The 24,705-nt window shown below is 64.9% G+C and carries 25 protein-coding genes; 14 read left to right on the plus strand and 11 right to left on the minus strand.

Annotated features, from left to right (window positions below; translation table 11 throughout):
• Positions 1–15 precede the first annotated feature (15 nt).
• The 8 genes from WBR68_RS28830 to WBR68_RS28865 form a co-directional block, all read right to left on the minus strand.
• Positions 16–195 carry a hypothetical protein gene (locus WBR68_RS28830; protein ID WP_230695961.1) on the minus strand — a complete coding sequence of 60 codons (180 nt, stop codon included), beginning with the start codon at positions 193–195 and terminating at the stop codon, positions 16–18.
• 835 nt (positions 196–1,030) lie between these two features.
• Complete coding sequence (locus WBR68_RS28835) at positions 1,031–2,689, minus strand: CYTH and CHAD domain-containing protein (RefSeq protein WP_127185768.1); 1,659 nt, start codon at positions 2,687–2,689, stop codon at positions 1,031–1,033.
• A gap of 240 nt (positions 2,690–2,929) precedes the next feature.
• Positions 2,930–3,754, minus strand: coding sequence for a phosphonate ABC transporter, permease protein PhnE (gene phnE, locus WBR68_RS28840; RefSeq protein WP_050449551.1), 825 nt, complete (start codon positions 3,752–3,754; stop codon positions 2,930–2,932).
• Positions 3,751–4,602 carry a phosphonate ABC transporter, permease protein PhnE gene (gene phnE, locus WBR68_RS28845; RefSeq protein WP_230695978.1) on the minus strand — a complete coding sequence of 284 codons (852 nt, stop codon included), beginning with the start codon at positions 4,600–4,602 and terminating at the stop codon, positions 3,751–3,753. Before phnE (WBR68_RS28845) ends, phnE (WBR68_RS28840) begins: the two co-directional genes overlap by 4 nt.
• A 29-nt stretch (positions 4,603–4,631) precedes the next feature.
• Positions 4,632–5,402, minus strand: coding sequence for a phosphonate ABC transporter ATP-binding protein (gene phnC / locus WBR68_RS28850; RefSeq protein WP_050449553.1), 771 nt, complete (start codon positions 5,400–5,402; stop codon positions 4,632–4,634).
• A 6-nt stretch (positions 5,403–5,408) separates the two neighbouring features.
• The gene (gene phnD, locus WBR68_RS28855; RefSeq protein ID WP_050449554.1) at positions 5,409–6,407 is read right to left on the minus strand and encodes a phosphate/phosphite/phosphonate ABC transporter substrate-binding protein; all 999 of its coding nucleotides are present in this window, start codon (positions 6,405–6,407) and stop codon (positions 5,409–5,411) included.
• A gap of 158 nt (positions 6,408–6,565) precedes the next feature.
• Positions 6,566–7,381, minus strand: coding sequence for an IclR family transcriptional regulator (locus WBR68_RS28860; protein WP_230695962.1), 816 nt, complete (start codon positions 7,379–7,381; stop codon positions 6,566–6,568).
• 13 nt (positions 7,382–7,394) lie between these two features.
• Positions 7,395–8,231, minus strand: coding sequence for an HAD-IIB family hydrolase (locus tag WBR68_RS28865; RefSeq protein WP_230695963.1), 837 nt, complete (start codon positions 8,229–8,231; stop codon positions 7,395–7,397).
• A gap of 148 nt (positions 8,232–8,379) precedes the next feature.
• Here WBR68_RS28865 and ribBA point away from each other — a divergent pair, with 148 nt between their 5' ends.
• From ribBA to WBR68_RS28895, 6 genes are all read left to right on the plus strand, one after another.
• A complete protein-coding gene (gene ribBA, locus WBR68_RS28870) occupies positions 8,380–9,570 on the plus strand; it encodes a bifunctional 3,4-dihydroxy-2-butanone-4-phosphate synthase/GTP cyclohydrolase II (RefSeq protein WP_230695964.1) in 1,191 nt (396 codons plus the stop codon).
• Positions 9,567–10,097, plus strand: coding sequence for a 6,7-dimethyl-8-ribityllumazine synthase (gene ribH / locus WBR68_RS28875; protein WP_050449558.1), 531 nt, complete (start codon positions 9,567–9,569; stop codon positions 10,095–10,097). Before ribBA ends, ribH begins: the two co-directional genes overlap by 4 nt.
• Positions 10,066–10,575 (plus strand): transcription antitermination factor NusB, encoded by a 510-nt coding sequence (gene nusB, locus WBR68_RS28880; protein WP_230695965.1) that lies wholly within the window; start codon positions 10,066–10,068, stop codon positions 10,573–10,575. The genes ribH and nusB overlap by 32 nt, the downstream gene beginning before the upstream one ends.
• Positions 10,576–10,749: 174 nt before the next feature.
• Entirely contained in the window at positions 10,750–11,715 is a 966-nt protein-coding gene (gene thiL / locus WBR68_RS28885; protein WP_230695966.1) for a thiamine-phosphate kinase, read from the plus strand.
• A 66-nt stretch (positions 11,716–11,781) separates the two neighbouring features.
• Positions 11,782–12,318 (plus strand): phosphatidylglycerophosphatase A family protein, encoded by a 537-nt coding sequence (locus WBR68_RS28890; RefSeq protein WP_230695967.1) that lies wholly within the window; start codon positions 11,782–11,784, stop codon positions 12,316–12,318.
• Positions 12,315–12,872, plus strand: a complete 558-nt coding sequence (locus WBR68_RS28895) for a CinA family protein (protein WP_050449562.1) — start codon at positions 12,315–12,317, stop codon at positions 12,870–12,872. Before WBR68_RS28890 ends, WBR68_RS28895 begins: the two co-directional genes overlap by 4 nt.
• Before the next feature lie 41 nt (positions 12,873–12,913).
• On the opposite strand, the gene pyrF is transcribed toward WBR68_RS28895, so the two are convergent.
• From pyrF to WBR68_RS28910, 3 genes are read right to left on the minus strand one after another with little or no spacing between them, the layout of a single operon-like run.
• Entirely contained in the window at positions 12,914–13,732 is an 819-nt protein-coding gene (gene pyrF / locus WBR68_RS28900; RefSeq protein WP_050449563.1) for an orotidine-5'-phosphate decarboxylase, read from the minus strand.
• 8 nt (positions 13,733–13,740) lie between these two features.
• Positions 13,741–15,060, minus strand: coding sequence for an NAD(P)/FAD-dependent oxidoreductase (locus WBR68_RS28905; RefSeq protein WP_050449564.1), 1,320 nt, complete (start codon positions 15,058–15,060; stop codon positions 13,741–13,743).
• A gap of 48 nt (positions 15,061–15,108) precedes the next feature.
• Positions 15,109–15,507 (minus strand): diacylglycerol kinase, encoded by a 399-nt coding sequence (locus WBR68_RS28910; protein WP_050449565.1) that lies wholly within the window; start codon positions 15,505–15,507, stop codon positions 15,109–15,111.
• A 200-nt stretch (positions 15,508–15,707) separates the two neighbouring features.
• Here WBR68_RS28910 and WBR68_RS28915 point away from each other — a divergent pair, with 200 nt between their 5' ends.
• From WBR68_RS28915 to WBR68_RS28950, 8 genes are all read left to right on the plus strand, one after another.
• Positions 15,708–16,442, plus strand: coding sequence for a FadR/GntR family transcriptional regulator (locus tag WBR68_RS28915; protein ID WP_050449566.1), 735 nt, complete (start codon positions 15,708–15,710; stop codon positions 16,440–16,442).
• Between the two features lie 127 nt (positions 16,443–16,569).
• A complete protein-coding gene (locus WBR68_RS28920; protein ID WP_050449567.1) occupies positions 16,570–17,544 on the plus strand; it encodes a sialic acid TRAP transporter substrate-binding protein SiaP in 975 nt (324 codons plus the stop codon).
• A gap of 78 nt (positions 17,545–17,622) precedes the next feature.
• Positions 17,623–18,273 carry a TRAP transporter small permease gene (locus WBR68_RS28925; protein WP_083447543.1) on the plus strand — a complete coding sequence of 217 codons (651 nt, stop codon included), beginning with the start codon at positions 17,623–17,625 and terminating at the stop codon, positions 18,271–18,273.
• A 58-nt stretch (positions 18,274–18,331) separates the two neighbouring features.
• Entirely contained in the window at positions 18,332–19,741 is a 1,410-nt protein-coding gene (locus WBR68_RS28930) for a TRAP transporter large permease (protein WP_127185762.1), read from the plus strand.
• Positions 19,742–19,754: 13 nt separating this feature from the next.
• The gene (locus tag WBR68_RS28935) at positions 19,755–20,501 is read left to right on the plus strand and encodes an SDR family oxidoreductase (protein ID WP_230695968.1); all 747 of its coding nucleotides are present in this window, start codon (positions 19,755–19,757) and stop codon (positions 20,499–20,501) included.
• Between the two features lie 31 nt (positions 20,502–20,532).
• Entirely contained in the window at positions 20,533–21,399 is an 867-nt protein-coding gene (locus WBR68_RS28940; RefSeq protein WP_050449570.1) for a fumarylacetoacetate hydrolase family protein, read from the plus strand.
• A 50-nt stretch (positions 21,400–21,449) separates the two neighbouring features.
• Entirely contained in the window at positions 21,450–22,985 is a 1,536-nt protein-coding gene (locus WBR68_RS28945; protein ID WP_230695969.1) for a UxaA family hydrolase, read from the plus strand.
• A 162-nt stretch (positions 22,986–23,147) separates the two neighbouring features.
• Positions 23,148–24,668: a mannitol dehydrogenase family protein gene (locus WBR68_RS28950; protein ID WP_050449600.1), complete on the plus strand. Its 1,521-nt coding sequence runs from the start codon at positions 23,148–23,150 to the stop codon at positions 24,666–24,668.
• The last annotated feature ends 37 nt before the right edge of the window (positions 24,669–24,705 follow it).

Raw genomic sequence — 24,705 nt, forward strand, 5'->3', positions numbered from 1 at the left:
CGATGGGAAGTGTGCTCAAGGGGCGCAATGCACGGCACATGCGGCGGGCGTCGTGGTGGGCGGGGCGGGAGTCGGTTCGTCAGTGCCGTTGTCGTCGTCGCCGCCGCAGGCGGACAACACGAAGACCAGCGACAAGGCGCAAAAGGCCGCAAGGCCTCGTCTTGCATAGGCGGATAAGCAGGATGGGTTTTCCATGATTCGGTCATTGTGGGTGGCTGACGGCCCGCCAGGGGCCGTCATGCCGTCACACAGGACGAATGTCGGGCGAATGCAGCGGGCAACGATTGCGCCCAACGCCTGATGGCGGGGCGGCAGCAACCCAGTATTGGCGCCAAGGATGTCGAACAATTGACCGAGAGCTGACCCGCCGCTGACTATGGCCCTTTTTTTGAAACGCCATGCGAGATGCGTTTCCAGGAGCAACCCGCAACGCGGCGTGTCGCGCAAATGGAGTACCAGGGGACCGTAGGATGGGTGAAGCGCGAGAAGCCCTTCAGAAAAGCGCAATAGACGAACGCGCGCAACCCATCAGCCGCCGGTGGAGATATACCGGATCGCCGCAAGATGGGTTACGCGCGAAGAGGCGTCAGCGACCTAGCCGCCGTCCGCGCGCGCTGCACCCATCCTACGATGTGGTCGCCGAGTTCGTAGGATGGGTGAAGCGCGAGAAGGCCTTCAGAAAAGCCCAACAGACGAACGCGCGCAACCCATCAGCCACCGGTGGAGATATACCGGATCGCCGCAAGATGGGTTCCGCGCGAAAAGGCGTCAGCGACCTAGCCGCCGTCCGCGCGCGCTGCACCCATCCTACGATGTGGTCGCCGAGTTCGTAGGATGGGTGAAGCGCGAGAAGACCCTCAGAAAAGCGCAATAGACGAACGCGCGCAACCCATCAGCCGCCGGTGGAGATATACCGGATCGCCGCAAGATGGGTTACGCGCGAAGAGGCGTCAGCGACCTAGTCGCCGTCCGCGCGCGCTGCACCCATCCTACGAGATCATGGTTCGTCGTGAAAATGGGGCAATCACGTTCAGCGCCAGAACGGTTTGCTTTGCGCCAGCGCGTCGAACGCCTTTTGCGCTTCTAACGCCAATTCCTCCAGGCGCGCGCTGATCCAGCCGAGCGCGAACCAGGCTTGCGGATGGGTGGCGGTACACGACTCGTAATAGTCCTTTGCGACGGCCAGGTCGTTGATCTCACCCAGCACGTCCTGCACCTTGGACAAGAGCTTGCGATAGCCGCGCAGCTTGGTGGTGGGCAGCAGCGATTCGGCAAATGCCAGGCTGTAGCGCAGCCTTTTCCCGCGCTTGCGCAATTCATGGCGGGTAGGGATGTCCAGCGTGGCGAACTGCGTGCCCTGGTCGGCCACTTTGCTATGCCAGCGATGCAGGCGGCGCGCGAGTTGCTTCTGCAAATGAGGCCGTTCAGGCTCGGGCGCCAGCATGGGAATGATGGTGGGCTTGACGCTTGATACAGACAAGCCGCCTTCCAGCCGGATGGTGGGCTCGGGCGCGGTGTCGCTGGGCGTGCCGTTGGCGATGGTTTGCGTGCCGTCCGACGGCAACGCCGGGGGCACGTCCAGGCTCCATTCCAGCAGTTCCAGCAACCAAGCCTGAAACGCCTTGCCGCCGGCGATTGTCTGCGCGTCCTGCTCGGGCGGCGCGGCTTCCATCGGGATGACGGGCATGCCGGCGCGGATCAGCGCGGGCGCCACGGTTTCGTTCAGCACGTCCTGGTCGCGGTTGGCGCCGAAGGCGGCGAAGTGGGTGCGCGCGCCTTGCAGGATGGCGTCGGGCACCGGCGCTACCCAGCCTTCGAACAGCTTCCACGCCGACCGCAGCCGCCGCACGCCCACGCGCAACTGGTGCACGTGTTCAGAATTGCCGGCACGGTAAACGCCTTCGGTATCCACTTCAGCCAGCACCGCGGCGTTGCGCGCGATCTGGTCCAGGCATTCCGCGGCGATGCGGCCCAGCGCCTGCGGCGCCGTCATGTCGTCGCGCAACTTGACCCCGGATGCGCCGCGCGGCGCCCAGAACTGGGCAATGGCCCGGGCGCGGCGCGCCTCCAGATCATCGCCCTCCTTGGCGTCTTCCTCGGCAAGCCGTTCGGCCAACTGCGCCAGCGCATCGCCACGTTCGGACTTGCTGCGGGGATCCAGCACCAGGCTGTGCCGCTGCTGCCAGCCGCGCGCAACAGCAAAGATGGCGGCGGGGCGGCCCGACACCAGTTCAAATTCCAATTCTGAAATGGGCAGTTCCAGCGCGCCCGCGCGCAGGATGCCGGTGTCGTAGGCCAGTTCAACCGTGCCGTATCGCGTGCGGACTTTGCGTAGTTGGCGCAGCACATCGGTTTCATAGCGCAGGCCCAGTTCGCCCTTGATCGCGCTCAGCGCCGCTTCGACTTCAGTGCCGGCATATACCGACAGGTCCAGCACGGGGCCGGGGCGGGGGTGGTTCAGTTCGATGCGGGTGATGGCGTTGATGCCGGGCATCTTCAGCGTTTGCACCCAATCGGGGCCTTCCTGGCGCAGGCGGATGGCGATGCGCGCCCGCGCCAGTTCGCGCTCGGGCGTATCGAAATACATGGCATGCAAACGGATGCGCGTGGCTTCGCGTTGTTTGACTTCCTTCAGCACGGCCTGACGCGTCGCGGCGGGCACGTGCAGTTTCAATTCCTGTTCCGACATGGCGGTGGGTGTCCGACGGCAAAAGCCGAGATGTTAATCAAGCAAGGGGCGGGATTTGATGACCGTTCATATTTTGGTCATATCGAGCATAGACGCCATTTGTTGCGCGAAACAAGTCGGCACCGCAGCAAAAGAAAAAAGCGCCACCCTTTTTCAAGGGCGGCGCCAAGGAGCGCTGGTCAGGGGAAACCGACAAGCGTAAATAGAACTCAACTACGGCCTGCAACTACCGGTCCATCACTACAGAATCCGTTTGCGCGCCTGGGTGATGATGATTTCGGCCAACACAACCACCACGAAGATGGCGGCCAGCACCAAGGCCACGCGGTCCCACTGGAACAGATTCAACGCCGTATCCAGCGCCATGCCGATGCCGCCCGCGCCCACCAGGCCCAGTACGGCGGATTCGCGCACGTTGATGTCCCAGCGCAGCAGCACGATGGACCAGAACGCCGGGCGGATCTGCGGCCAGTAGGCATACCACAGCACCGCGCCCTTGCTGGCGCCGGTGGCGGTCACCGCTTCGATGGGGCCACGCTGCGCTTCCTCGATGGCTTCGCCCACCAGCTTGCCGACGAAACCGATCGAGCGAAACGCAATCGCCAGCGTGCCCGCCAACGCGCCGGGCCCGAAGATGGCGATGAACAGCAACGCCCACACCAGCGAATTGACCGAGCGGCTGGACACCAGGATCAGGCGCGCCAGCATGTTGATGGTTTTGCTGGGCGTCAGGTTGTTGGCCGCCAGCAAGCCCACCGGCACCGCCATGAAGACGGACAGGATGGTGCCCAGCGTGGCGATGTGCAGCGTTTCGATCAGCGCCGCGTGCACGCCATCCGGGTAGTAGGCCCAGTCGATCGGCCACATGCGGCGGAACAGGTCGGCCATCTGCTCGGGGGCGTCATACAGGAATTCCGGTATGACCTCCACGCCACGGATGGCTTGGACAATGGCCGCGACCACCAGCAGGTACAGCGCAAAGCGCAGCAGCCGCTGCCCCATGCTGTAACGCTGCCATACGCGCGGCGTGCCCGCCGGGTTCAGGGTAGAGGCGTGAGCGTTCATTCTTCCACCTCCGCCTTGCGGGCCACCGGCGGCTTGCCGGAACCGATGCCGCGCGCGCCGGCAAAGCGGCCTTGCAGGATGCGGTCAAAGCCCAGGTTGTCCAGGAACACGGCGCGCACGAAGCCCGCGATGATTTCGCCCAGCATGATGATGGCGATCAGGGTCAGCAAGATGGCGCTGACGAAGTCGTAGTCAAAGCGCTGGAACGCCGAGAACAACGTGCCGCCCACCCCGCCCGCGCCCACGATCCCCACCATGGTGGAGTTGCGCAGGTTGGAGTCGAACTGGTAGGTGGCAAAGCCGATGAAGCGCGCGAACACCTGCGGCAGCACGCCGAAGATGATCACGTTGGCGAACGACGCGCCGCTGGCGCGCACCGCCTCCACTTGCTTCAACGAGATCTCTTCGATGGCCTCGGTGAACAGCTTGCCGATGAAGCCGATGGACGCCACCGTCAGTGCCAGAATGCCCGCCAGCGCGCCAAAGCCCACGGCCTTGACGAACAGGATGGCGACAATGACCGGGTGCAGTGCGCGGCACAAGGCCACCAGCGAACGGGCGGGCCACGACACCCAGGCGGGCATCATGTTGCGCGCGCCCAGAAGCCCCACGGGCAGCGCGAACAAAATGCCCAGCACCGAGGCCAGCACGGCAATTTCCAGGCTTTCGGCGATGCCCTTCCACAAGGTGTCGGGCTTTTCGAAATTGGGCGGAAACATGCGCGCCAGAAAGGTCGAGGCGTGCCCCATGCCGCTTTCAAAGCGCGCCCAACTGAAATCCAGTTGCGCGGCCGCGTAGACGGTGTAGATCAGCAGCAACACCAGGCCCGCCTTGGCGCGCCCGGACATGGCAAAGGGGCGCTTGCCCTGAAGAGGTGTCACTCCAGCCAAGACTCGCCTCCGTAGATGGTCTTGAGCATGGTGGCGTCCAGGCCCTGGCCGTCGCCGTCATAGACGACGGCTCCGCCAGACATGCCGACGATGCGAGTGGCGTAGCGGCGGGCCAGATCCACGTCGTGGATGTTGACGATGACGGGAATGCCGGTGGCGCTGCCCTGCGCGGACAGCAGCTCCATGATTTCCACCGAGGTCTTGGGGTCCAGCGACGAGGTGGGCTCGTCGGCCAGCAGCAGTTGAGGGCGCTGCATCAGGGCGCGGGCAATGCCCACGCGCTGGCGCTGGCCGCCCGACAGCGCGTCCGCGCGCTGGTCCGCAAAGCCCGCCAGCCCGACGGTATCCAGCAGCTTGTAGGCGTGCTCGATATCTTCGGGCTCAAAGCGGCGCATCCAGGCCTTCATGGCCGAGGTATACCCCAGCCGGCCCGTCAGCAGGTTTTCCATCACGGTCAGGCGTTCAACCAGGTTGTATTCCTGGAACACCATGCCGATGCGCCGGCGCGCGCGGCGCAGCGACGCGCCACGCACGCGGGCCAGGTCCACGCTGCCTTCCTGGGACTGCAGCACGATCTCGCCCTGGGTGGGTTCGATCAGCCGGTTGATGCAACGCAGAAGCGTGCTTTTGCCGGTGCCGGAAGGGCCGATGATGGCGGTCAGGCCTTGGCCGGCGATTTCAAGGTTGATGCCATTGAGAACCGGCCGGCCGGCCCGGTATTCCTTGACCAGGCCGGAAATGCGTAGCGACGTCGTCATGCTGGATTACTTCTTGCTCTTGGCGGATTCGCGGTCGTAGGCGGCGCGGTTGAAGCTTTCGCCGCCCGATTCAGCCACTTGGCGGACGATGGCCCAGTCTTTCTGGTAGGTCACCGGATAGAAACGATCGGCGCCGTCGAAGGCCTTCGACATTTCCGCGGGGAAGCGGTAGTCGTAGAAGCACTTCAACATCTGGTCGCGGAACTTCGGTTCCAGGTCATGCGCGTAGGCGAACGACGAGGTCGGGAATTTTTCGCTGGTGTAGATGATGCGGAAATCGGCTTCCTTGACCTGGCCGCGTTCAACCATGCGCTTGAACACGTCGGACGCCACGGCGGCGGCGTCGTAGTCGCCGGAGTTCACGCCCATGACGGACTGGTCGTGCTTGCCCGAGAAGATCACCTTGTAGTCCTTGTCCGGCGTCAGGCCTTCCTTTGGGAACAGGGCCACGGGCGCCATGTGGCCCGAGTTCGACGACGGCGCGGTGTGCGCGAGCTTCTTGCCCTTCAGGTCGGACAGCTTTTGGTACGGGCTGTCTTTCTTGACGATGACGATCAGGTTGTAGCCCTGGAAGCTGTCGGCATAGCCCTTCACGGCAAAGGGCACGGCGCCGGCAATGTTCACGGCGAACGCGGTGGGGCCGGTGGAAAAGCCGCCCACGTGCAGGCGGCCCGAGCGCATGGCTTCGATTTCGGCGGCGTTGCTTTGCACTTGGTAGAACACCACGCGCTTGCCCGTGCATTGGGACAGGTGCTTGGTGAAGGGCTTGAAGATGTCTTCATAGACCGCCGGGTCTTCCACGGGGGTGTAGGTGAACACCAGGGTGGACGGGGTCTTCAGCTTGGATGCGTCAGTGGGGGTGTCCGCCACCAGATCCTTGTTGGCGTCGCAGTACATCTGGTCCAGATCGCCGCGGTTGGAGCAGGTGTCGGCGGCGTTGGCGGCAGAGCCGCCAACGGCGAATGCGGCCAGGGCGGCCGCTTGCAATAGACGCATCGCGTGCATGGTTTGTCTCCTCAGGGGAATGAATTTGAATATTTCCTGAATTCAAACACACAAGAGGGAAAACGCGCACCTGGGAAAGTCCCTGCCTTTTTTTTCGAGAATTGTTCGAATTGTTCGTTTTATGTTCGTTTATTTTCGAACGTTCAAAGCACGGACCGTTACCCCCGATACCCCAGCTTGCGCGAAATCTCTTGCGCGCAGGCCAGTAGCGGCCGGGCGATCGTGCCGTCCCACGACACGTCGAACAAGCCCGTCGGCCCCAGGCTGGTTAGCGCCAGCACGATGTTGCCGGTGTTGTCGAACACGGGCACCGACAGCGCGTCCACGCCCGGCAGCGGGTTGCCCAGCGCGCGCGCCATGCCATGCACGCGGATGTCGGCCAACTGCGCGTCGATATTGGCGCGCGACGCCTTGCGCGGTGGTGGCACGCTGGCGATGACGGCGGTGTCGCCCTCTTCGCGGGCAATGTAGTGTTCGCTGACCTTGGGCGGCAGCCACGCCGCGAACACCAACCCGGTGGCGGTGTGCAGCATGGACATCACCGTGCCCTTGCGCATGTTCACGTGGACCGGATAGCTGGCTTCGGTCATGTGGATCATGGTGGGGCCGTGCGAGCCCAGCACGGCGATGCCCAAGGTATGGCCAATATCGGATTGCAGCTTGGCGATCTCGGGCATGGCGATGCGCACGGGGTCCAGCCGCTGCAGGCTGACCAGCCCCATCTGCAAGGCAAAGGGTCCCAGTTCGTACTGGCCGGTGACGGCGTCCTGCTGCACCAGGCCAACCCGCACGAAGCTGACCAGGTAGGGGTGCGCCTTGGCTGAGGTCATGCCCGCGCCCGCCGCCAGGTCGCGCAGGGTCAGGGGCTTGCCGGCGTCGACCAGCGCGGCCAGCAGCGGCACGCCTACTTCGATGGATTGGATGCTGCGGCGGCCGTCATTGGCGGAGGCAGCGGGGGTCTTGGAGGTGGCCACGGTGTGTCTGCCCTTACGCCGGTTGGGCCGGGGTTGGCTGCGAGAGCTGCGGCGCTTGGCGCGCCGCCAGCAGCCGGTTGGCCATTTCGACGAAGCCCGCGCCGCCGTGGAAGGCCGCCACGAAAGCGGGGCGATCCGTCAAACGGTGCAATTGCGCCTGGATGTTCGCCACGCCGACCGAAATCGGAAAGTACGCGAACATCGGCTCGTCGTTGGGCGAATCGCCAATGAACAGCGTGCTGTCCAGCGCATCGGCCACGTCCTGGCCGAATTCGCGCTGGAACATCGTGCGCGTCATGGTCAGCTTGTCGTAGTCGCCAAACCAGCCGTTCACATGGATCGAGCTGACTTTTGCCTGCGCGCCGGCGTCCTGGAAGATTTGGACGATCTTCGTGACCGCTTCGTCCGGCAGGGCGGGCACGTCTTCGCAGAAGTCGATGGCCAGATCGGCCACGCGGTAGTCCTGGTCGCTGGCGACGGCGCATCCGGGCACTTCGGCCAGCACGCGGTCGCGGATGGCGTCCAGGCGCTGGCGGCTGGCCTGGCGCGAGGCGGCGTCCGTCCAGTAATGGGTGGTCATGCGGCGGGCCTGGCGGTCGTAGGCGTAGTAGAACGCGCCGTTTTCCCCCACCACGGCGCGCACCGGCCACATGCGGGCGATATGGTCGCACCAGCCGGCCGGACGGCCGGTGATGGGCACCACCTGGATGCCGGCAGCCTCCAGGCGCTCCAGCGCGGCGTAGGCGTCGGCCGGCAAACGGCCTTCGGTGGTCAGCGTGTCGTCGATATCGGTCAGGACGACGCGAACCGCCGCCGCCACGGTCAAAGGCATGGCCGCAAGGGCTTGCATGAGGTTTTTCCTTCGAGTTTTAAGGGGGATCTCCGGGCGAAAGTTTAACCGTACGCCCCCCGCCGGACGGGCTTCTTGCAGACCAATAGGGGTTCTGGCCCGAGGGGCGCTAAAATCCGGGCTTTCCCGCCTGGTTTGCGTGCCCGCCATGTCCGTCCAGTTGTCCTCTTTGCCCGGCTCCGAGCCGGAATCCTTCGGTATCGCTTCGGTAGCCGAGATCATCGCCGAGCTGCGCGCCGGCCGTATCGTCATCCTGGTTGACGAAGAAGACCGTGAAAACGAGGGCGACCTTGTCATGGCCGCCGAATTCGTCACGCCCGAGGCCATCAACTTCATGGTGACCCACGGCCGCGGCCTGGTGTGCCTGACCCTGACCGAAGAACGCTGCCGCCAGTTGGAGCTGCCCATGATGGCGGCCCGCAACGGCACGCGCTACGGCACCAACTTCACGCAGTCGATCGAAGCCGCCGAAGGCGTCGAAACCGGTATTTCGGCCGCCGACCGCGCCCGCACCATTCAGGTGGCGGTGGCGCGCGACGCCAAGCCGTCCGACCTGGTTCAGCCCGGCCACATCTTCCCGGTGCGCGCGGTGCCTGGTGGCGTGCTGGTGCGCGCCGGCCACACCGAAGCCGGCTGCGACCTGACCGCCATGGCCGGCCTGACGCCCGCCGCCGTCATCTGCGAAATCCTGAAGCCCGACGGCACCATGGCCCGCTTGCCGGATCTGGTGGAATTCGCCCGCCAGCACAACCTGAAGATCGGCACCATTGCCGACCTGATTCAATACCGCAGCGAACACGAATCCATCGTCAAGCGCGTGGGCAAGCGGCCCATGCAGACGGCCTGGGGCACTTTCGAGGCCGTGGCCTACGAAGACGCTGCCACCGGCTCCGCCCACTTGGCGCTGGTGCATGGTAACGTTTCCCCCGACGTTGAAACGCTGGTGCGCGTGCATGAACCGGCCTCCGTGCTGGACGTGCTGGACACCGGCGCCAGCCCGCATAGCTGGGGCGTGGCGAAGGCCCTGGAGGCCATTGCCGCCGCACCCGCTGGCGTGCTTGTCTTGATGAATTGCCAGTCGTCCACCGAACACCTGTTTGGCCAGATTGCCGGCTGGAACGACCCGAAGGCGCAGGCCAACGCCGCCGCCAGCACCGACCGTTTCGGCTTGCGCACTTATGGCATCGGCGCACAGATTCTGCGCGACCTGAATGTGGGCCAGATGAGGCTCCTGGCCCGACCGCGCAAGATGCCCAGCATGGCGGGCTTTTCCCTCACCATTACGGGTTACGATTGCGACCCGCAGAATACTCCCGCAACACTTAAGGCCGACACATGAACCCTTACATCCTTACCCCCGACCTGAACGGCGAAGGGCTGCACATCGGCATCGTACGCGCCCGCTTCAACGAAGAAATCGGCCAGGCCGAACTCGAAGCGTGTCTGAAGGAACTGGCCGAGCTGGGCGTGGACGAACGCGACGTGATGGTCACCACCGTCCCGGGCGCCCTGGAACTGGGCGTGGCCCTGTCCCACATGGCCGAAACGTTTGAATTCGACGCACTGATCGCGCTTGGCGCCGTCATTCGTGGCGAGACCTATCACTTTGAAGTGGTCAGCAATGAAACGGCCACTGCAATCACCCGTATCTCCCTGGAAACCGGCATCCCCATCGCAAACGGCGTGTTGACCGTCGACACCGACGAGCAGGCGCAAGCCCGCGCCGCGGGCAAGGGCCGCGATTGCGCCCAGGTGGCCGTTGAAATGGCCAACCTGGTGGCGGCGCTGGAACCCGAGGAAGAAGACGAAGACGAAGACGACGAGGACGAAGATTTTGACGACGAAGAAGACGACGACCAGCGCTGATAGCGCGGCGCAAGCCCGCGCCAACGCGCGCAGCGCACGCCGCCGTGCACGCGAATTCGCGCTGCAGGGCGTTTATGCGTGGCTGCTGCGCGGGGGCGAAGGCACGCAGGACGCCGGCGAGATCGACGCCCATCTGCGCGACACCGAGGATTTTTCCGAGGCCGACGCGCAATGGTTCAAGACCTTGCTGCATGGTGTCCTGCGCGAAGCGCTCGCGCTGCGCGAGCGTTTCACGCCTTACGTCGACCGCCCGCTGGCCGAGTTGTCGCCCGTTGAGCATGGCATCCTGCTGATCGGCAGCTTCGAACTGATTCATCATGTTGAAGTGCCGTACAAGGTTGCCATCAACGAAGCCGTTGAACTCGCCAAGTCGTTTGGCGGCACCGATGGCTTCAAGTTCGTCAACGGCGTGCTCGACAAGCTGGCCGCCGATGTGCGTGCGAACGAGGTCCAGGCCGCGGCGCAGCAGCGACGCTGAATCCGGGCTATTGGTTCGGGCCACGGGTCCGGGCCAATGGTCTGTGTAGGGGTCAGGCGCATGCCGCCCTGCGCGCACTTTTCCAGTGCGCCAGGCGTGGTCTGCACCTGACCCCTTCGTGTATCCGATGTTTGTTTTCCCCGCCGGCCCGCGTGCCGGCCTCTCGGAGTTGCCGTGGCGTCCGAATTTGAATTGATCGCGCGCTATTTCACCCGGGCCGCGCCCGCCGGCTTGCTGGGCGTGGGCGATGACTGCGCGCTGTTTCCCGTGCCCGCGGGCGAGCAGGTCGCCATCAGCACCGACCTGCTGCTGGAAGGCCGCCATTTCTTTTCCGACGTGGACCCGCGCGCCTTGGGCCACAAGTCGCTGGCCGTGAACCTGTCCGACCTGGCCGCCATGGGCGCGCGTCCCATTGGCTGCGTGCTGGGCCTGGCCTTGCCGCGTCTGGACGAGCCCTGGCTGGCCGCCTTCGCCGATGGCTTCCATGCGCTGGCGGCTGCCCATGGCTGCCCGCTGATCGGCGGCGACACCACCCGCAGCGCGCATGACCTGGCGATCAGCGTCACGGTCTTTGGCGCAGTACCTGCCGGCCAGGCGCTGCGGCGCGATGCGGCACAAGCGGGCGACGACATCTGGGTATCCGGCGAGTTGGGCGCGGCCGATGTCGCCTACCGCCTGCTGGACGGCCAGTACCCCGCCAACGACGCCTTGCTGGCCGCCACGCGCGCCGCGCTGGAATGGCCGCAGCCGCAGGTGGCGCTGGGGATGGCGTTGCGCGGTATTGCGCATGCCGCCGTCGATTTATCCGACGGCCTGCTGCAAGACCTGGGCCACATCCTGACCGCCAGCCGGCTGGGCGCGCGCCTGGAAGTCGACAGCATGCCGGTGGCCGCCGCCGTGGCGGCGCTGGAAGACGCGCCTCGCCGTCGCGCGGTGCTGGGCGGTGGCGACGTCTACCAACTGTGTTTCACCGCCTCGGCCGCGCAGCGCGATGCCGTTCAAGCCGCCGCTCGCGCGGTCGGCGTTCAGGTCACTCGCGTGGGGCAGATGCTGGCGCAAGCCGGGCTGCAAGTGCTGGACGGACGGGGCCGGCAACTGACCGACTTGCCGGGTGGCTTCGATCATTTCCCTGGCGCCTGAGCGGCTGTTCGCGCTTCGCCATTCTCCTTTCCCCATTCCCCTTTCCCCCCCATCGGCCCAGGATCCATGTCCTCTTCCTCCAAGCCATCTCGCTCCATCCGCGAACGTTCGCGCGCCGTGTATCCCGCGCTTTCATGGGTGTGCCGCGACCCCGGCCGCCTGATCGCCTTTGGCCTGGGTAGCGGCTTGATCCGGCCGGCATCGGGCACCTGGGGCACGCTACTTGCTTGGGGGATCTGGGTGGCCGCCGCGCCCGCCGCATCGAACCTGGCCATCGGCGTGTTCCTGGCGCTGGCCTTTGTGTACGGTTGCTGGGCCTGCCATCGGGTGGGCCGTGAACTTGGGCAATCCGATCATGTCGGAATGGTCTGGGACGAGATGGTGGCGTTCTGGCTGGTGCTTTGGCTGACGCCGGCCGGCTGGGTGTCGCAGTTGCTGGCGTTCGCGCTGTTTCGCACGTTCGACATCGTCAAGCCGCCGCCCATCAAGTTCTTCGACGCCCACGTCAAAGGTGGCTTTGGCGTCATGTGGGACGATATCGTCGCGGCCGGCTACGCCTTGCTGGTCATGGCCTTGGTAGTGCGTACAGGAGTCTTGGGATGAACGAACAGCAAGCAGTCACCCGTTCGAATCTGTCGGCGGCGCAGTTGTCGGAAGCCACGCTGGTCGGCCTGGCTGAACGGCTGGGCGATGCAATGCGGCGCAAAGGCTGGATGTTGGGCACCGCGGAATCGTGCACGGGCGGCCTTTTGGCCGGGGCGATGACGTCGGTGGCCGGTTCCAGCGACTGGTTCGAACGCGGCTTCGTCACTTACAGCAACGACGCCAAGGTGACCGAACTGGATGTGTCGCCCGACGCGCTGCACCACTTCGGCGCGGTCAGCGAACCCGTGGCGCTGGAGATGGCCAATGGCGTGTTGCTGGCATCGCCCAGCGCGCACATGTCGGTATCCACCACCGGCATCGCCGGACCGGGCGGGGCCACGCCGGGCAAGCCTGTGGGCATGGTGTGTTTTGGTTTTGCGATGCGGGTGGACGATGGCATCAGCAGCCGCGCCGTCACCCATGTGTTCAATGGCGACCGCACGCAGGTGCGTCACGCCGCCGTGGAATTCGCGATGCGCGGCTTGCTGGAATTCCTGGGCGAGCCAGCCTGAGTCAGCGGGCCTGAATCAACGCAGAGCGTTGACTCAGAAAATCAACGCACCGCGTTGATGGCATCCCGCAGGCCCATCGCGGCCTGGCCGGCGGCTTCGCGCCAGTCGTCGCCGCCGCTGGCGTAGATGATGGCGCGCGACGAGTTGATCATCATGCCGCTGCGCGCGGCATTGGCGCCCGCGTTCACGGTGGCGGTAATGTCGCCGCCTTGCGCGCCGATGCCCGGTACCAGCAGGGGCAGGGCATCGCCGATGCGTTGGCGCACCGCCGCCAGTTCGTTCGGGAACGTGGCGCCCACCACCAGGCCGCACTGGCCGTTGGCGTTCCACTTGTCGGCCACCAGCCCTGCCACGTGCAGGTACAGCGGTTCGCCGTTATCCATCTTCAAAAATTGCAGGTCAGAACCGCCCGGGTTGGACGTGCGGCACAGCACGATCACGCCGCGGTCACGCCATGCCAGATAAGGCTCGACTGAATCCAGGCCCATGTAGGGGCTGACCGTCAGTGCGTGCGCCTGGTAGCGCTCGTACGCTTCACGCGCGTAGTTCTCGGCGGTGGAGCCGATGTCGCCGCGCTTGGCGTCCAGCACGATGGGCAGGTCCGGATGCTTGTCGCGGATGTGCTGGCACAGCGCTTCCAACTGGTCTTCGGCGCGGTGCGCGGCGAAATACGCAATCTGCGGCTTGAAGCTGCAAGCGTAGGGCGCGGTGGCGTCGACGATGTCGCGGCAGAACTGGAAGATGGCGTCCGGCTTGTCCTGCAATTCGCGCGGAAAGCGTTGGGGGTCGGGGTCCAGGCCCACTTGCAGAAGTGAGTTGCTGGTGGTCCAGGCGTGTTCGAGTTTTTGCAGGAAATTCATGGGGGAGTTCAGTGCAGTTTGACCCGGGGGCGCGTGCGCCGCATCAGCAGGCGGGCCAGGGCAAGGGAGGCCGTGCGCGAGATGCCCAGCACCGCTTTGTGGTGCATCAGGTGCAGGCTCATGTACATCAAGCGCGCCAGTGTACCGCTTACGAACAGTCCCCGTCCGGCCAGCTTGCCCATCAGGCTGCCCACGCCAGCGTCCTGGCCCAGCGACACCAGCGAGCCATGGTCCTGGTAGACGTAGGGCGCGGTCGGCTCGGCGGTGCGACGCAGGCGCGCCGTCAGCTTCTTGGCCAGGTAGTCGGCCTGCTGGTGCGCGGCCTGGGCGCGGGCGGGCACGGTGCGCCCGTCGCGCCAGGGCACCGCGCAGCAATCGCCCAGGGCCAGGATGTGCGGATCGGGGGATTCCAGCCGTTCGTTCACTTCCAACTGGCCCAGCTTGTTCAGCGGCAAGTCCAGATCGGCCAGCAGGGTGGGGCCCTTGATGCCGGCCGCCCACATGCACAATTGGGCGGGGAATTCCCGGCCGTCGGCGGTCTTGACGCTATCACCCGTCACTTCCGACACGCGGCACGACGTTTCCACGCCGATGCCCAGCTCGGTCAGTCGGTTGGTGGCTGCTTCCGATATTTTTTCAGGCAGTGCCGACAGGATGCGCGGCGCGCCTTCCACCAGCGTGATGGCCAGGTCGCGCTCAGCGCGAAAGTTCGGCAAGCCGTAGGCGCTGACCACGTGGCTGGCTTCAGTCAGTTCCACAGCCAGTTCCACGCCGGTGGCGCCGCCGCCCACGATCACCAGGTCCAGCCGGGCCGACGGATTGCGCACCTTGGCCAAGTCCACCAGCGCCATGGCTTTCAGCATGGTCAGGCGGAACTGTTCGGCGTTTTCGGTGGTGTCGAGCGTGACGGCGTGTTCGGCCGCGCCGGGCGTGTTGAAAAAGTTGGACGTGCTGCCCAGGGCCAGCACCAGCGTGTCGTAGCTGAATTCACGGCGCGGCAGCACTTCCTGATTCTGCGCATCGTTGACGGCGTCCACCACGATCTGGCGGCGTTCGCGGTCTACGCTGACCAGGCTGCCTTGCGCGAAAGAAAAGCCGTTCATGTGGGCCAGCATCAGGTAGGACAAGCCTTCCTGGTGGATATCCAGCGTGCCTGCCGCCGCTTCGTGCAGCGACGGCTTCCAGATGTGGAAGGGCCGGCTGTCGACCAGCGTGATGTGCTGGCGGCCGTGAATGCGGCCCAGTTTGGCGGCCAGTTCCAGGCCACCCGCGCCACCGCCAACGATGACGATGCGTTCAGAGCGTGCTGACGTCGAATTAGGCATCATGGCTCCCAGTATAAATACGGTCGCATCCCTCGTGGGATGCAGCCCGTGTCAATGCATGACGAATCGGCTGATGGCCACGCCCACCCACACGACGCCGGCGAAGATCAGCAGCAGCATCACGGCCGCGCTGCCCAGATCCTTGGCGCGTCCCAACAGCGGGTGGCGTTCCACCGACAGGGCGTCGGCCAGCGCTTCGATGGCGGAATTCAGCAGCTCGGCCGCCAACACCATCACCACCGTGCCCACCAGGAAAAACACCTCGACCGTGGTGCGCCCCAGGAAAAATGCCGCCGGAATCATCAGCACGGCCAGCGCCAGTTCCTGGCGGAACGCGGCTTCATATTTGACGGCCGCTTTCAGGCCTTGCCACGAATAGCGCAGCGCATTCAGGATGCGGCGCAAGCCGCCGGAGCTTTTGAAGGGCGAGTGTTGCGGGTCGTAGGTCATGAGCGCGTAGAAAGGCGGAAGGTGGCCGCTTTTTAACAGAGTTGGGTTGCCCGCATGTCGTGATGTCTGGCTATGGGCAAACCCTAATTGTGACGCATCGCGGTCAAGCGCAGGATTCTGGTCAATTGGTAAGGCCACTTTACCTTTCTGATATTGCACCGCCCGGACACCGTCCAGGCCCCGCAGACCCAACCGCCACCATGCCGATCCAGACCATCGAGCCGCGCCGCTTATACCGCCAGATCGCCGACCAGCTGCGTTTGCTGATCGAAGCCGGCGAATTTCCCGTGGGCGCCCGTTTACCCCCGGAACGTGACCTGGCGCTGAAGCTGGGCGTGTCGCGCCCGTCGGTGCGTGAAGCGCTGATTGCGCTGGAAGTGGAAGGCTGGGTGGAAGTGCGCATGGGCTCGGGCGTGTATGTACAAAGCCTGTCGGGCGCGCCGCGCGCCAGCCTGACGGCGGAAAGCCCGCTGGAAACCATCCGCGCGCGCTGGACCATCGAAGGCGAACTTGCCGCGCAGGCGGCCCGCAACCCGGCGCCCGCGCTGGTCGATGGCCTGCTGGAAGCGGTGGGCGCCATGGAAGACGAAGCCCGCGCGGCCAGCGTGCCCATCCGCGGCGACCGGCTGTTCCATTTGCGCGTGGCCGAAATGGCCAGCAACGCCGTGCTGGTGCGCGTGGTGGGCGAACTGTTCGACGAACGCCACAACCCGCTGTCCGTAAAGCTGGGCGACTACTTCGAAAACCCCGATAGCTGGGCCGCCGCCATCACCGAGCACCGCCGCGTTATCAGCGCCATTGCCGCGGGCGACGAAGCCGCTGCGCGCGCCGCCATGCATCACCATCTTTCCTGCTCGTTCGACCGCTTGACCGCCAGTTGGCCGGGCGCGGCCGAAACGATGCGTATCGATAGCAAAGAGCCGGCGGCGTCCTGACGCCACCGGGGATCCGTAGTCGCAGTACGAAGTTGCAACCTGTAGGTGAAATCCCGATGTGAAACATAAAGCGGGCCGGCTCATAACAACATTCGCCGCGCCCGCCACCTCAAAGAGAGGAGACAACATGAATAAAGGCAACGCTATCAAAGTGCTGTTTGCCGCCGTCGCGCTGGCCGTCAGTGGCAGCGCGCTGGCGCAAACCAAGTTGAAATGGGCGCATGTGTACGAGACTTCCGAACCCTTCCATACCTCGTCGGTGTGGGCGGCGCAGGAAATCGAAAAACGCACCAACGGCCGCTATCACATCGATGTCTATCCCGCCTCTCAGCTGGGCAAGGAAAACGACATCAACCAGGGGCTGACCCTGGGCACGGTGGACATGATCATTTCCGGGTCCAGCTTCGCCGCCAAGAGCTTCCCGCGCATCGGCGTCACCTACTACCCCTACACCTTCCGCAGCCCCGAGCACCTGATCGCCTACACCAAGAGCGACATCTACAAAGAGCTGACGCAAGGCTACGACCAGAAAAGCGGCAACCATATCGTCGCGACCACGTACTACGGCACGCGCCAGACCACGTCCAACCGCGCCTTCACCCAGTGCGCTGAAATGAAGGGCTTGAAGATCCGGGTGCCGGACGTGGCCGCCTATCTGGCCATGCCGCGCGCCTGTGGCGCCAACACCGCGCCAATTGCGTTCGCCGAGGTTTACCTGGCCTTGCAGAACGGCACGGTTGAAGCGCAAGAGAACCCGCTGACCACCATCGAAGCGAAGAAGTTCTACGAGGTGCAGAAGAACATCATCCTGACGGGTCACATCGTCGACCACCTGAACACGGTCATCTCGGGCAAGCTCTGGAAGAGCCTGTCCGACGCCGACAAGAAGGTCTTCGCTGAAGTCGCGCAGCAGGCGGCGGAGAAGGCCTCGGCCGAAGTCGCCGCGAGCGAAAAGAAAATGGTGGATGTGTTCAAGCAGCGCGGGCTGAACGTGGCCGAAGTCAATGTTGAAGACTTCCGCAAGACCGTGCTGGCAAAGGTGCCGTTCGAACAGTACGGCTACCAGAAATCGGATTGGGAAAAGATCCAGGCGGTGAAATAGCCGCCTGCGGTTAACGACCACGGAACCGGCGGGCCCATGCGGCCCGCCGACCCACCGATATCCGATCAGGGGAACGTCATGCATTCCAACGCGAAAGCGGCGCCGATGGCGGCCGTGAGCCATCGGCCCGGCCCGGCGTCGGCACCCGGCCACACCAACCCGTCACCTGGCCCACACCAGACCAGCGTCGACGAGATCGTCCACAGTTTCGAAGAGGCCGACCAGCACAAGGTAGACCTTAGCGGCTACCAGCCTGAAGACTGGATTTGCCTGGGCATATTCTGGGTGATGTCCTTGCTGGTTTTTTTGCAGTTTTTCTCGCGCTACGTGCTGAATGACTCCTTTGCCTGGACCGAGGAACTGGCCGTGTATTGCCTGATTGGCGTGGTGTTCCTGGGCGCCGCCATGTGCGTGCGAACCTGCCGCCACATTCAGGTGGATTTCCTGTACCGCTACCTGCCCAAGCCGGTGGGCCGTGTGCTGGCCACCGCGATCGATATCTTGCGCACCGCGTTCTTCGGCTACGCGGTGTGGCTGACCTACCGCTACATCGTGCTGGTGGGCGACGAACCCATGACCACGCTGTTCTGGAACAAGGCCTATGTGTATTGGATGGCGCTGGCGGGCTTTGCCATGATGTTCCTGCGGTCGCTGCAAGTGTCGGCGCGCAACTGGCGGCAAGGCTATTCCATCCTGGAAAACCCCGCGGCTTACGACGCGCAGGATTGATCGTGTTCGCAGTGGCGCAATTCCTGATGACCCCGCATTGCCTATCCAGGAGCAAGACATGGGCATTTTGATTGGAACGTTTCTGTTGTTGATGATCCTGGGCCTGCCGGTGGCGGTGTCCATGGTGGGTGCATCGCTGCTGTTCATTCTGGTTTCCGGCAGCGTGCCCGACGTGGTGGTGGCGCAGCGCATGATCGCGGGCATTGAGTCGTTTCCGCTCCTGGCCGTGCCATTCTTCATCCTCGCGGGCAACCTGATGAACATTGCCGGCATCACCGGCCGCATCTACAACTTCGCGGTGGCGCTGGTGGGCTGGATGCGTGGCGGCCTGGGGCAGGTGAACATCGTTGGCTCGGTGGTGTTCGCCGGCATGTCGGGCACCGCGATTGCCGATGCGGCGGGCCTGGGCACCATTGAAATCAAGGCCATGAAAGACCATGGCTACAACACCGAGTTCGCGGTCGGGGTCACCGCCGCGTCCGCCACGCTGGGTCCCATCATTCCGCCGTCCTTGCCCTTCGTCATCTACGGCATGATGGCCAACGTGTCGATCGGGTCGCTGTTCCTGGCGGGCCTTATTCCTGGCGTCGTGCTGACCTTGTTGATGATGCTGACCGTGGCGTACTACGCGCGCCGCAACAACTGGGGCGGCGACGTTGCGTTCAACTGGAAACGCCTGGGTGGCGCGGGGCTGGAAGTGCTGATCGTGCTGGCGTTTCCGCTGTCGATCTGGTTGATGACGCTGGCCGGCGTGTCGCCCAACCTGGCCACCGGCATTGCGTTCGCGGCGCTGCTGTTGATGGACTGGCGCTTCAACTTTTCGGCCGTTATGGCATTGATGGCGCCGGTGATCCTGATTGGCGGCATGACGCTGGGCTGGTTCACCCCCACCGAGGCCGCTGTGGCCGCCGTGATCTGGGCGCTGTTCCTGGGCCTGGTGCGCTACCGCTCGATGACGTTGCGCACGCTGGCCAAGGCGTCATTCGACACCATCGAAACCACGGCATCCGTGCTGTTCATCGTGACGGCGGCATCGGTCTTTGCCTGGCTGCTGACCACGACGCAGGCCGCGCAGGCGCTGACCGACGCCATTCTGAGCGTGACGCAGAACAAGTGGGTGTTCCTGCTGATGGCCAACGTGCTGATCCTGATCGTGGGTTGCTTCATCGACACCATTGCGGCCATCACGATCCTGGTTCCCATCCTGCTGCCCATCGTGCTGAAGCTGGGCATCGACCCCATCCATTTCGGTTTGATCATGGTCTTGAACCTGATGATCGGCCTGCTGCATCCACCCATGGGCATGGTGCTGTTCGTGTTGGCGAGGGTGTCGCGCTTGTCGGTCGAGCGCACCACCATGGCCATCCTGCCGTGGCTGCTGCCGTTGTTCGCGGCGCTGATCGCCATTACCTACATCCCGCAGATCACTCTGTGGCTGCCCACCGCCATGGGCATGGCCGGCAAATAAGGAGCACGCATTCATGTCGCAAAAACTGCAAGGCAAGACCGCCATCGTGACCGCCGCCGGCCAAGGTATCGGCCGCGCCGTGGCCGAGGCATTTATGCGCGAAGGCGCGGACGTGCTGGCCGTGGACATCAATGCCGAGGCGCTGAGTACGCTGTCCGGTTGCCGCACACAGGTGCTGGACGTGACCGATGGCCGCGCCATCACCGCGCTGGTGGAAGGCGCGGGGCCGGTGAATGTGCTGTTCAACGGCGCGGGCTTCGTCCACGCCGGCACCATCCTGGACTGCGACGAAGACGCCTGGGACTTTTCCTTCAACCTGAACGTGCGGTCCATGTACCGGTTGATCCGCGCGTGCCTGCCCGGCATGCTGGCGCGCGGCGGCGGGGCCATCGTCAACATGGCGTCGGTCGCGGGTAGCATCAAGGGCGCGCCCAACCGCTGCGCCTATGGCGCCACCAAGGCCGCCGTGATCGGGCTGACCAAGTCGGTGGCGGCGGACTTCGTGGCGCAAGGCATCCGCTGCAACGCCATCTGCCCGGGCACCGTTGAATCACCGTCATTGCGTCAGCGCATCGAAGCGCAGGCCGCGGCCTGCGGGCAGACGATAGCCGCGGTCGAAGCCGCGTTCACCGCTCGCCAACCGATGGGCCGCATCGGCCGTACCGAAGAAATCGCCGCGCTGGCGGTGTATCTTGCCAGCGATGAATCCGCCTTCACCACCGGCACCGCCCAGGTGATCGACGGCGGCTGGTCCAACTGAAGCTTTCCTCTTTTCGCAACAAGGAACCGTTATGAAATTGATGCGCTATGGCGCCAAAGGTGCCGAGAAGCCCGGCCTGATCGACGCGCAGGGCAAGGTGCGTGACCTGTCTTCTGTGCTGCCCGACATCACCGCGCAAACACTGAGCGCTGCGCGCCTGGCCGAACTGCGTGCGCTGGATGCGTCCACGCTGCCGCTGGTGGCGAACCCGGGCCGCGTGGCGCCGCCGTGGAGCGGCATGGGCAAGTTCATCTGCATCGGCCTGAACTACGCCGACCACGCCGCCGAATCGGGCCTGCCCGTGCCGGCCGAACCCGTCATCTTCATGAAGCCGACGTCAGCTGTCGTTGGCCCCAACGACCCCGTCGTGCTGCCGCAGGATTCCATCAAGACCGATTGGGAAGTGGAGCTGGGCGTGGTCATCGGCGAGAAGGCGCGCTACGTCAGCGAGGCCGACGCCATGAAACACGTGGCCGGCTATTGCGTAGTGAACGACGTGTCCGAACGCGAATACCAGATCGAGCGCGGCGGCACCTGGGACAAGGGCAAGGGCTGCGACACCTTCGGCCCCATCGGCCCGTGGCTGGCCACCGCCGATGAAATTCCCAACCCGCAAGACCTGGAGATGTGGCTGGAAGTGAACGGCAAGCGCTACCAGAACGGCAGCACGCGCACCATGGTGTTCGGCGTGGCGCAGTTGGTGGCGTATGTCAGCCGCTTCATGACGCTGTACCCCGGCGACCTGATCAGTACCGGCACGCCGCCCGGCGTGGGCATGGGGCAAAAGCCCGCGCCCATTTACTTGAAGGCCGGCGACGAAATCAAGCTGGGCATCGCGGGCCTGGGCGAACAGCGCCAGCGCGTGCACGCCTGGGATCCGGCGTTGATCGACGGCTGATATCAACCCCGCCGGCAGCCCGCCCGTACCCCTTACTTTCCGGAGTCCTCATGTCCCAGAACGAATTGGCGTTCATCCGCATCCACCCGGCGGACAACGTGGTGATCGCCCGGCGCCAACTGGTCAGCGGCACGCGGCTGGAAGGCGAAGGCGTGACGGTGCAGGGGCTGGTGCCGCCCGGCCACAAAGTGGCCGTGCGCGCCATTGCGGCGGGTGAGCCGGTGCGCCGCTACAACCAGATCATCGGCGTGGCGCGCCAGGCTATCGCGGCCGGGCAGCACGTGCACACGCACAACCTGGAGTTCTCGGAATTCGAGCGCGACTACGCGGTGGGGCAGGGCGCGCACGCGACCGATTACGTGGCGCAGCCCGCCACTTTCGAAGGCATCGTGCGCGCCGATGGCCGCATCGCCACGCGCAACTACATTGGCATCCTGACCAGCGTGAACTGTTCGGCCACCGTCGCGCGCGCCATCGCCGACCATTTCCGCCGCGACATCCATCCCGACGCGCTGGCCGCCTGTCCGAACGTGGACGGCGTGGTGGCGCTGACGCACGGCGCGGGCTGTGCCACCGGCAGCGAGGGCGAGCCGCTGAAAGTGCTGCGCCGCACGCTGGGCGGCTATGCGCGCCACGCCAATTTCGGCGGGCTGATGGTGGTGGGGCTGGGCTGCGAAACCAATCAGATCGGCGGCTTGATGGAACAAGAAGGGCTGCGTGAAAGCGGGCTCTTGCATACCTTCAATATCCAGGACACCGGCGGTACGCGCAAAACCGTGGCGCGTGGCATTGAACTGGTCGAGCGCATGTTGGACCAGGCCAATCAGGTGCGGCGCCAGCCGGTGCCGGCCAGCCATCTGACGGTGGGCCTGCAATGCGGCGGTTCCGACGGCTATTCGGGCATCAGCGCCAACCCGGCGCTGGGCGCGGCGGTGGACCTGCTGGTGCGCCACGGCGGCACCGCGATCCTGTCGGAAACGCCCGAGATCTATGGCGGCGAACACCTGCTGACGCGCCGCGCTCAAACGCCCGACGTGGCTGAAAAACTATTGGCGCGCGTGCGCTGGTGGGAAGACTACTGCGCCCGCAACGACGCCGAGATGGACAACAACCCATCAGCCGGCAACAAGGCGGGCGGCCTGACCACCATTCTTGAAAAATCGCTGGGCGCCATCGCCAAGAGCGGCACCACCAACCTGACCGACGTGTTCGAGTACGCCGAACCCGTGCGCGCGCGCGGTCTGGTGTTCATGGACACGCCGGGCTACGACCCCGTGTCCGCCACCGGCCAGGTGGCGGGCGGCGCCAACCTGATCTGCTTCACCACCGGCCGGGGTTCCGCCTACGGCTGCGCGCCCGCGCCATCCTTGAAGCTGTCGACCAACACCGCCTTGTGGCAGCGCCAGTCGGACGACATCGACATCAATTGCGGTGAAGTGGTGGACGGCGCGCAAAGCGTGGCGCAGATGGGCGAACGCATTTTTCAGTTGATGCTGCAAACGGCATCGGGTCGCCGCACGCGCAGCGAAGAGCATGGGTATGGGCAGAACGAATTCGTGCCGTGGCAACTGGGCGCGGTGATGTAGGGGCCATCGGTGATGGAGGGGTTTTGGGTGCTGGTGGACGCTGGCGTTGCATTTAGTCACCGTCTTGGTGTCGAAGAATTCAGCCGCTACAGATATCCTCATCCGCGCGCCGACTGGCCGGTCATCCGACAGGTGCATGGCGCCTTCCGCCCTGGGTCAACCATGCTTGAACGTTTGAATTCGGAGTCGTTGCCGCGCCTGCCCGCAGACGTGGAAAAGCCCGCCTATGACCGCAGCCGTCTCACGCCCGGCATCGTGCATCTGGGCCTGGGCGCATTTCACCGCGCGCATCAGGCGGTGATGACGGACCTGGCCATCGAGGCCAGCGGCGACCTTAGTTGGGGCATTCTGGGCGTGTCGCTGCGCAGCCGCGCCACGCGTGACGCGCTGACGCCACAAGACGGCCTGTACACGCTGGCCTTGCGCGAGGGCAGAACCGATGGGCAAACCCACGAACAGCTTCGCGTGGTGGGATCCGTTCTGCGCGTGATGGTGGCCGAGGAAGATCCCAACGCGGTACTTGAGCGCATTGCGTATCCGCAGACCCGCATCGTCAGCCTGACGGTGACCGAAAAGGGTTACAGCCACGAGCCGGCCACGGGCTATTTGCGCTGGGATGACCCCGACATTCTTCATGACATTGAAAACCCGCAGCGCCCGCGCAGCACCATCGGCATCCTGGTCTACGGGTTGGCGCTGCGCCGCGAGCGCGGTTTGCCACCCGTCACGCTGTTGTCTTGCGACAACCTGCTGGGCAACGGTGACATGCTGCGCAGCCTGGTGCTGGCCTTTGCCTTGCGCGTGGACGTGGCGTTGACCGCGTGGATTGATACGCACTGCACCTTTCCCAATTCCATGGTGGACCGCATCGTGCCCGGCACTGACGACGGCGACCGCGCGCGCATCGCCACGCGACTGGGCGTGCAAGATGCCTGGCCCGTGGTGGGCGAACCCTATCTGAACTGGGTGATCGAAGATAAATTCGCCGCCGGCCGCCCCGCATGGGAGACGCATGGCGGCGCCACCTTCGTGCGCAATGCCGAACCCTATGAACGCCTGAAGCTGCGCATGGTGAACGGGCCGCACGCCACCCTTGCCTATCTGGGCACGCTGCTGGGGCACCGGACCATCAGCGAGTCGGTGCAGACGCCGGCCTTGCGGGATTTTGTCGACGCCATGATGCGGCTGGAAATCGCGCCCACCTTGAAGGGCATCCCGGCCAGCGGGCTGGAGGAATATCGCCACCGCTTCCTGGCCCGCATCGCCAACCCGGCTTTGCCGCATCCGTCCGCGCAAGTGGCCATGGATGGCTCGCAGAAAGTGCCGCAACGCCTGCTTGAGACCATACGCGACCGCCTGCGCACGGGGGACGACTTCAACCGTTTGGCGCTGGCCGTGGCGGCGTGGCTGCACTATCTGCGCGGCGAAGACGAGCAGGGTGCGCGCTACGCCATCGAAGACCCGATGGCGGCGCGGCTGGCCAAGCTGCTGTCGCGTGCCGAGGTGGCCGCGCGGGCGTCGGCCCCGTCGCAAGCAGCGCACCGCCGCGCCATGGTGCTGGCAGGCTTCAAACCCGTGTTTGGCGACCTGGGCAAAAAGCCCGACTTCGTCACCGCGTTGGCGACGCATCTGGAAAACCTGCGCGAGCACGGTGTCATGGCCGCGGTGAAGGCGGCAACTTAGGGCAGCAAATCCAGGCAGCAGATCAAGGCTGCAACGC

This window comes from Achromobacter sp. JD-1 (genome assembly GCF_038594925.1).
GTDB classification, from domain to species: Bacteria; Pseudomonadota; Gammaproteobacteria; order Burkholderiales; family Burkholderiaceae_B; genus Achromobacter; species Achromobacter spanius_C.

Excerpts from the sequence above, each read along its gene's own strand:
- WBR68_RS28920 (WP_050449567.1), top strand. The coding sequence starts at position 16,570 with ATGAATAAAGGCAACGCTATCAAAGTGCTGTTTGCCGCCGTCGCGCTG.
- WBR68_RS28915 (WP_050449566.1), top strand. The coding sequence starts at position 15,708 with ATGCCGATCCAGACCATCGAGCCGCGCCGCTTATACCGCCAGATCGCC.
- WBR68_RS28895 (WP_050449562.1), top strand. The coding sequence starts at position 12,315 with ATGAACGAACAGCAAGCAGTCACCCGTTCGAATCTGTCGGCGGCGCAG.
- WBR68_RS28835 (WP_127185768.1), bottom strand. The coding sequence starts at position 2,689 with ATGTCGGAACAGGAATTGAAACTGCACGTGCCCGCCGCGACGCGTCAG.
- phnE (WP_230695978.1), bottom strand. The coding sequence starts at position 4,602 with ATGTCCGGGCGCGCCAAGGCGGGCCTGGTGTTGCTGCTGATCTACACC.
- WBR68_RS28905 (WP_050449564.1), bottom strand. The coding sequence starts at position 15,060 with ATGATGCCTAATTCGACGTCAGCACGCTCTGAACGCATCGTCATCGTT.
- WBR68_RS28950 (WP_050449600.1), top strand. The coding sequence starts at position 23,148 with ATGCTTGAACGTTTGAATTCGGAGTCGTTGCCGCGCCTGCCCGCAGAC.
- WBR68_RS28930 (WP_127185762.1), top strand. The coding sequence starts at position 18,332 with ATGGGCATTTTGATTGGAACGTTTCTGTTGTTGATGATCCTGGGCCTG.
- ribBA (WP_230695964.1), top strand. The coding sequence starts at position 8,380 with ATGTCCGTCCAGTTGTCCTCTTTGCCCGGCTCCGAGCCGGAATCCTTC.
- phnD (WP_050449554.1), bottom strand. The coding sequence starts at position 6,407 with ATGCACGCGATGCGTCTATTGCAAGCGGCCGCCCTGGCCGCATTCGCC.
- WBR68_RS28865 (WP_230695963.1), bottom strand. The coding sequence starts at position 8,231 with ATGCAAGCCCTTGCGGCCATGCCTTTGACCGTGGCGGCGGCGGTTCGC.
- phnE (WP_050449551.1), bottom strand. The coding sequence starts at position 3,754 with ATGAACGCTCACGCCTCTACCCTGAACCCGGCGGGCACGCCGCGCGTA.
- WBR68_RS28890 (WP_230695967.1), top strand. The coding sequence starts at position 11,782 with ATGTCCTCTTCCTCCAAGCCATCTCGCTCCATCCGCGAACGTTCGCGC.
- WBR68_RS28945 (WP_230695969.1), top strand. The coding sequence starts at position 21,450 with ATGTCCCAGAACGAATTGGCGTTCATCCGCATCCACCCGGCGGACAAC.
- WBR68_RS28935 (WP_230695968.1), top strand. The coding sequence starts at position 19,755 with ATGTCGCAAAAACTGCAAGGCAAGACCGCCATCGTGACCGCCGCCGGC.
- WBR68_RS28940 (WP_050449570.1), top strand. The coding sequence starts at position 20,533 with ATGAAATTGATGCGCTATGGCGCCAAAGGTGCCGAGAAGCCCGGCCTG.
- ribH (WP_050449558.1), top strand. The coding sequence starts at position 9,567 with ATGAACCCTTACATCCTTACCCCCGACCTGAACGGCGAAGGGCTGCAC.
- WBR68_RS28830 (WP_230695961.1), bottom strand. The coding sequence starts at position 195 with ATGGAAAACCCATCCTGCTTATCCGCCTATGCAAGACGAGGCCTTGCG.
- WBR68_RS28910 (WP_050449565.1), bottom strand. The coding sequence starts at position 15,507 with ATGACCTACGACCCGCAACACTCGCCCTTCAAAAGCTCCGGCGGCTTG.
- pyrF (WP_050449563.1), bottom strand. The coding sequence starts at position 13,732 with ATGAATTTCCTGCAAAAACTCGAACACGCCTGGACCACCAGCAACTCA.
- WBR68_RS28925 (WP_083447543.1), top strand. The coding sequence starts at position 17,623 with ATGCATTCCAACGCGAAAGCGGCGCCGATGGCGGCCGTGAGCCATCGG.
- phnC (WP_050449553.1), bottom strand. The coding sequence starts at position 5,402 with ATGACGACGTCGCTACGCATTTCCGGCCTGGTCAAGGAATACCGGGCC.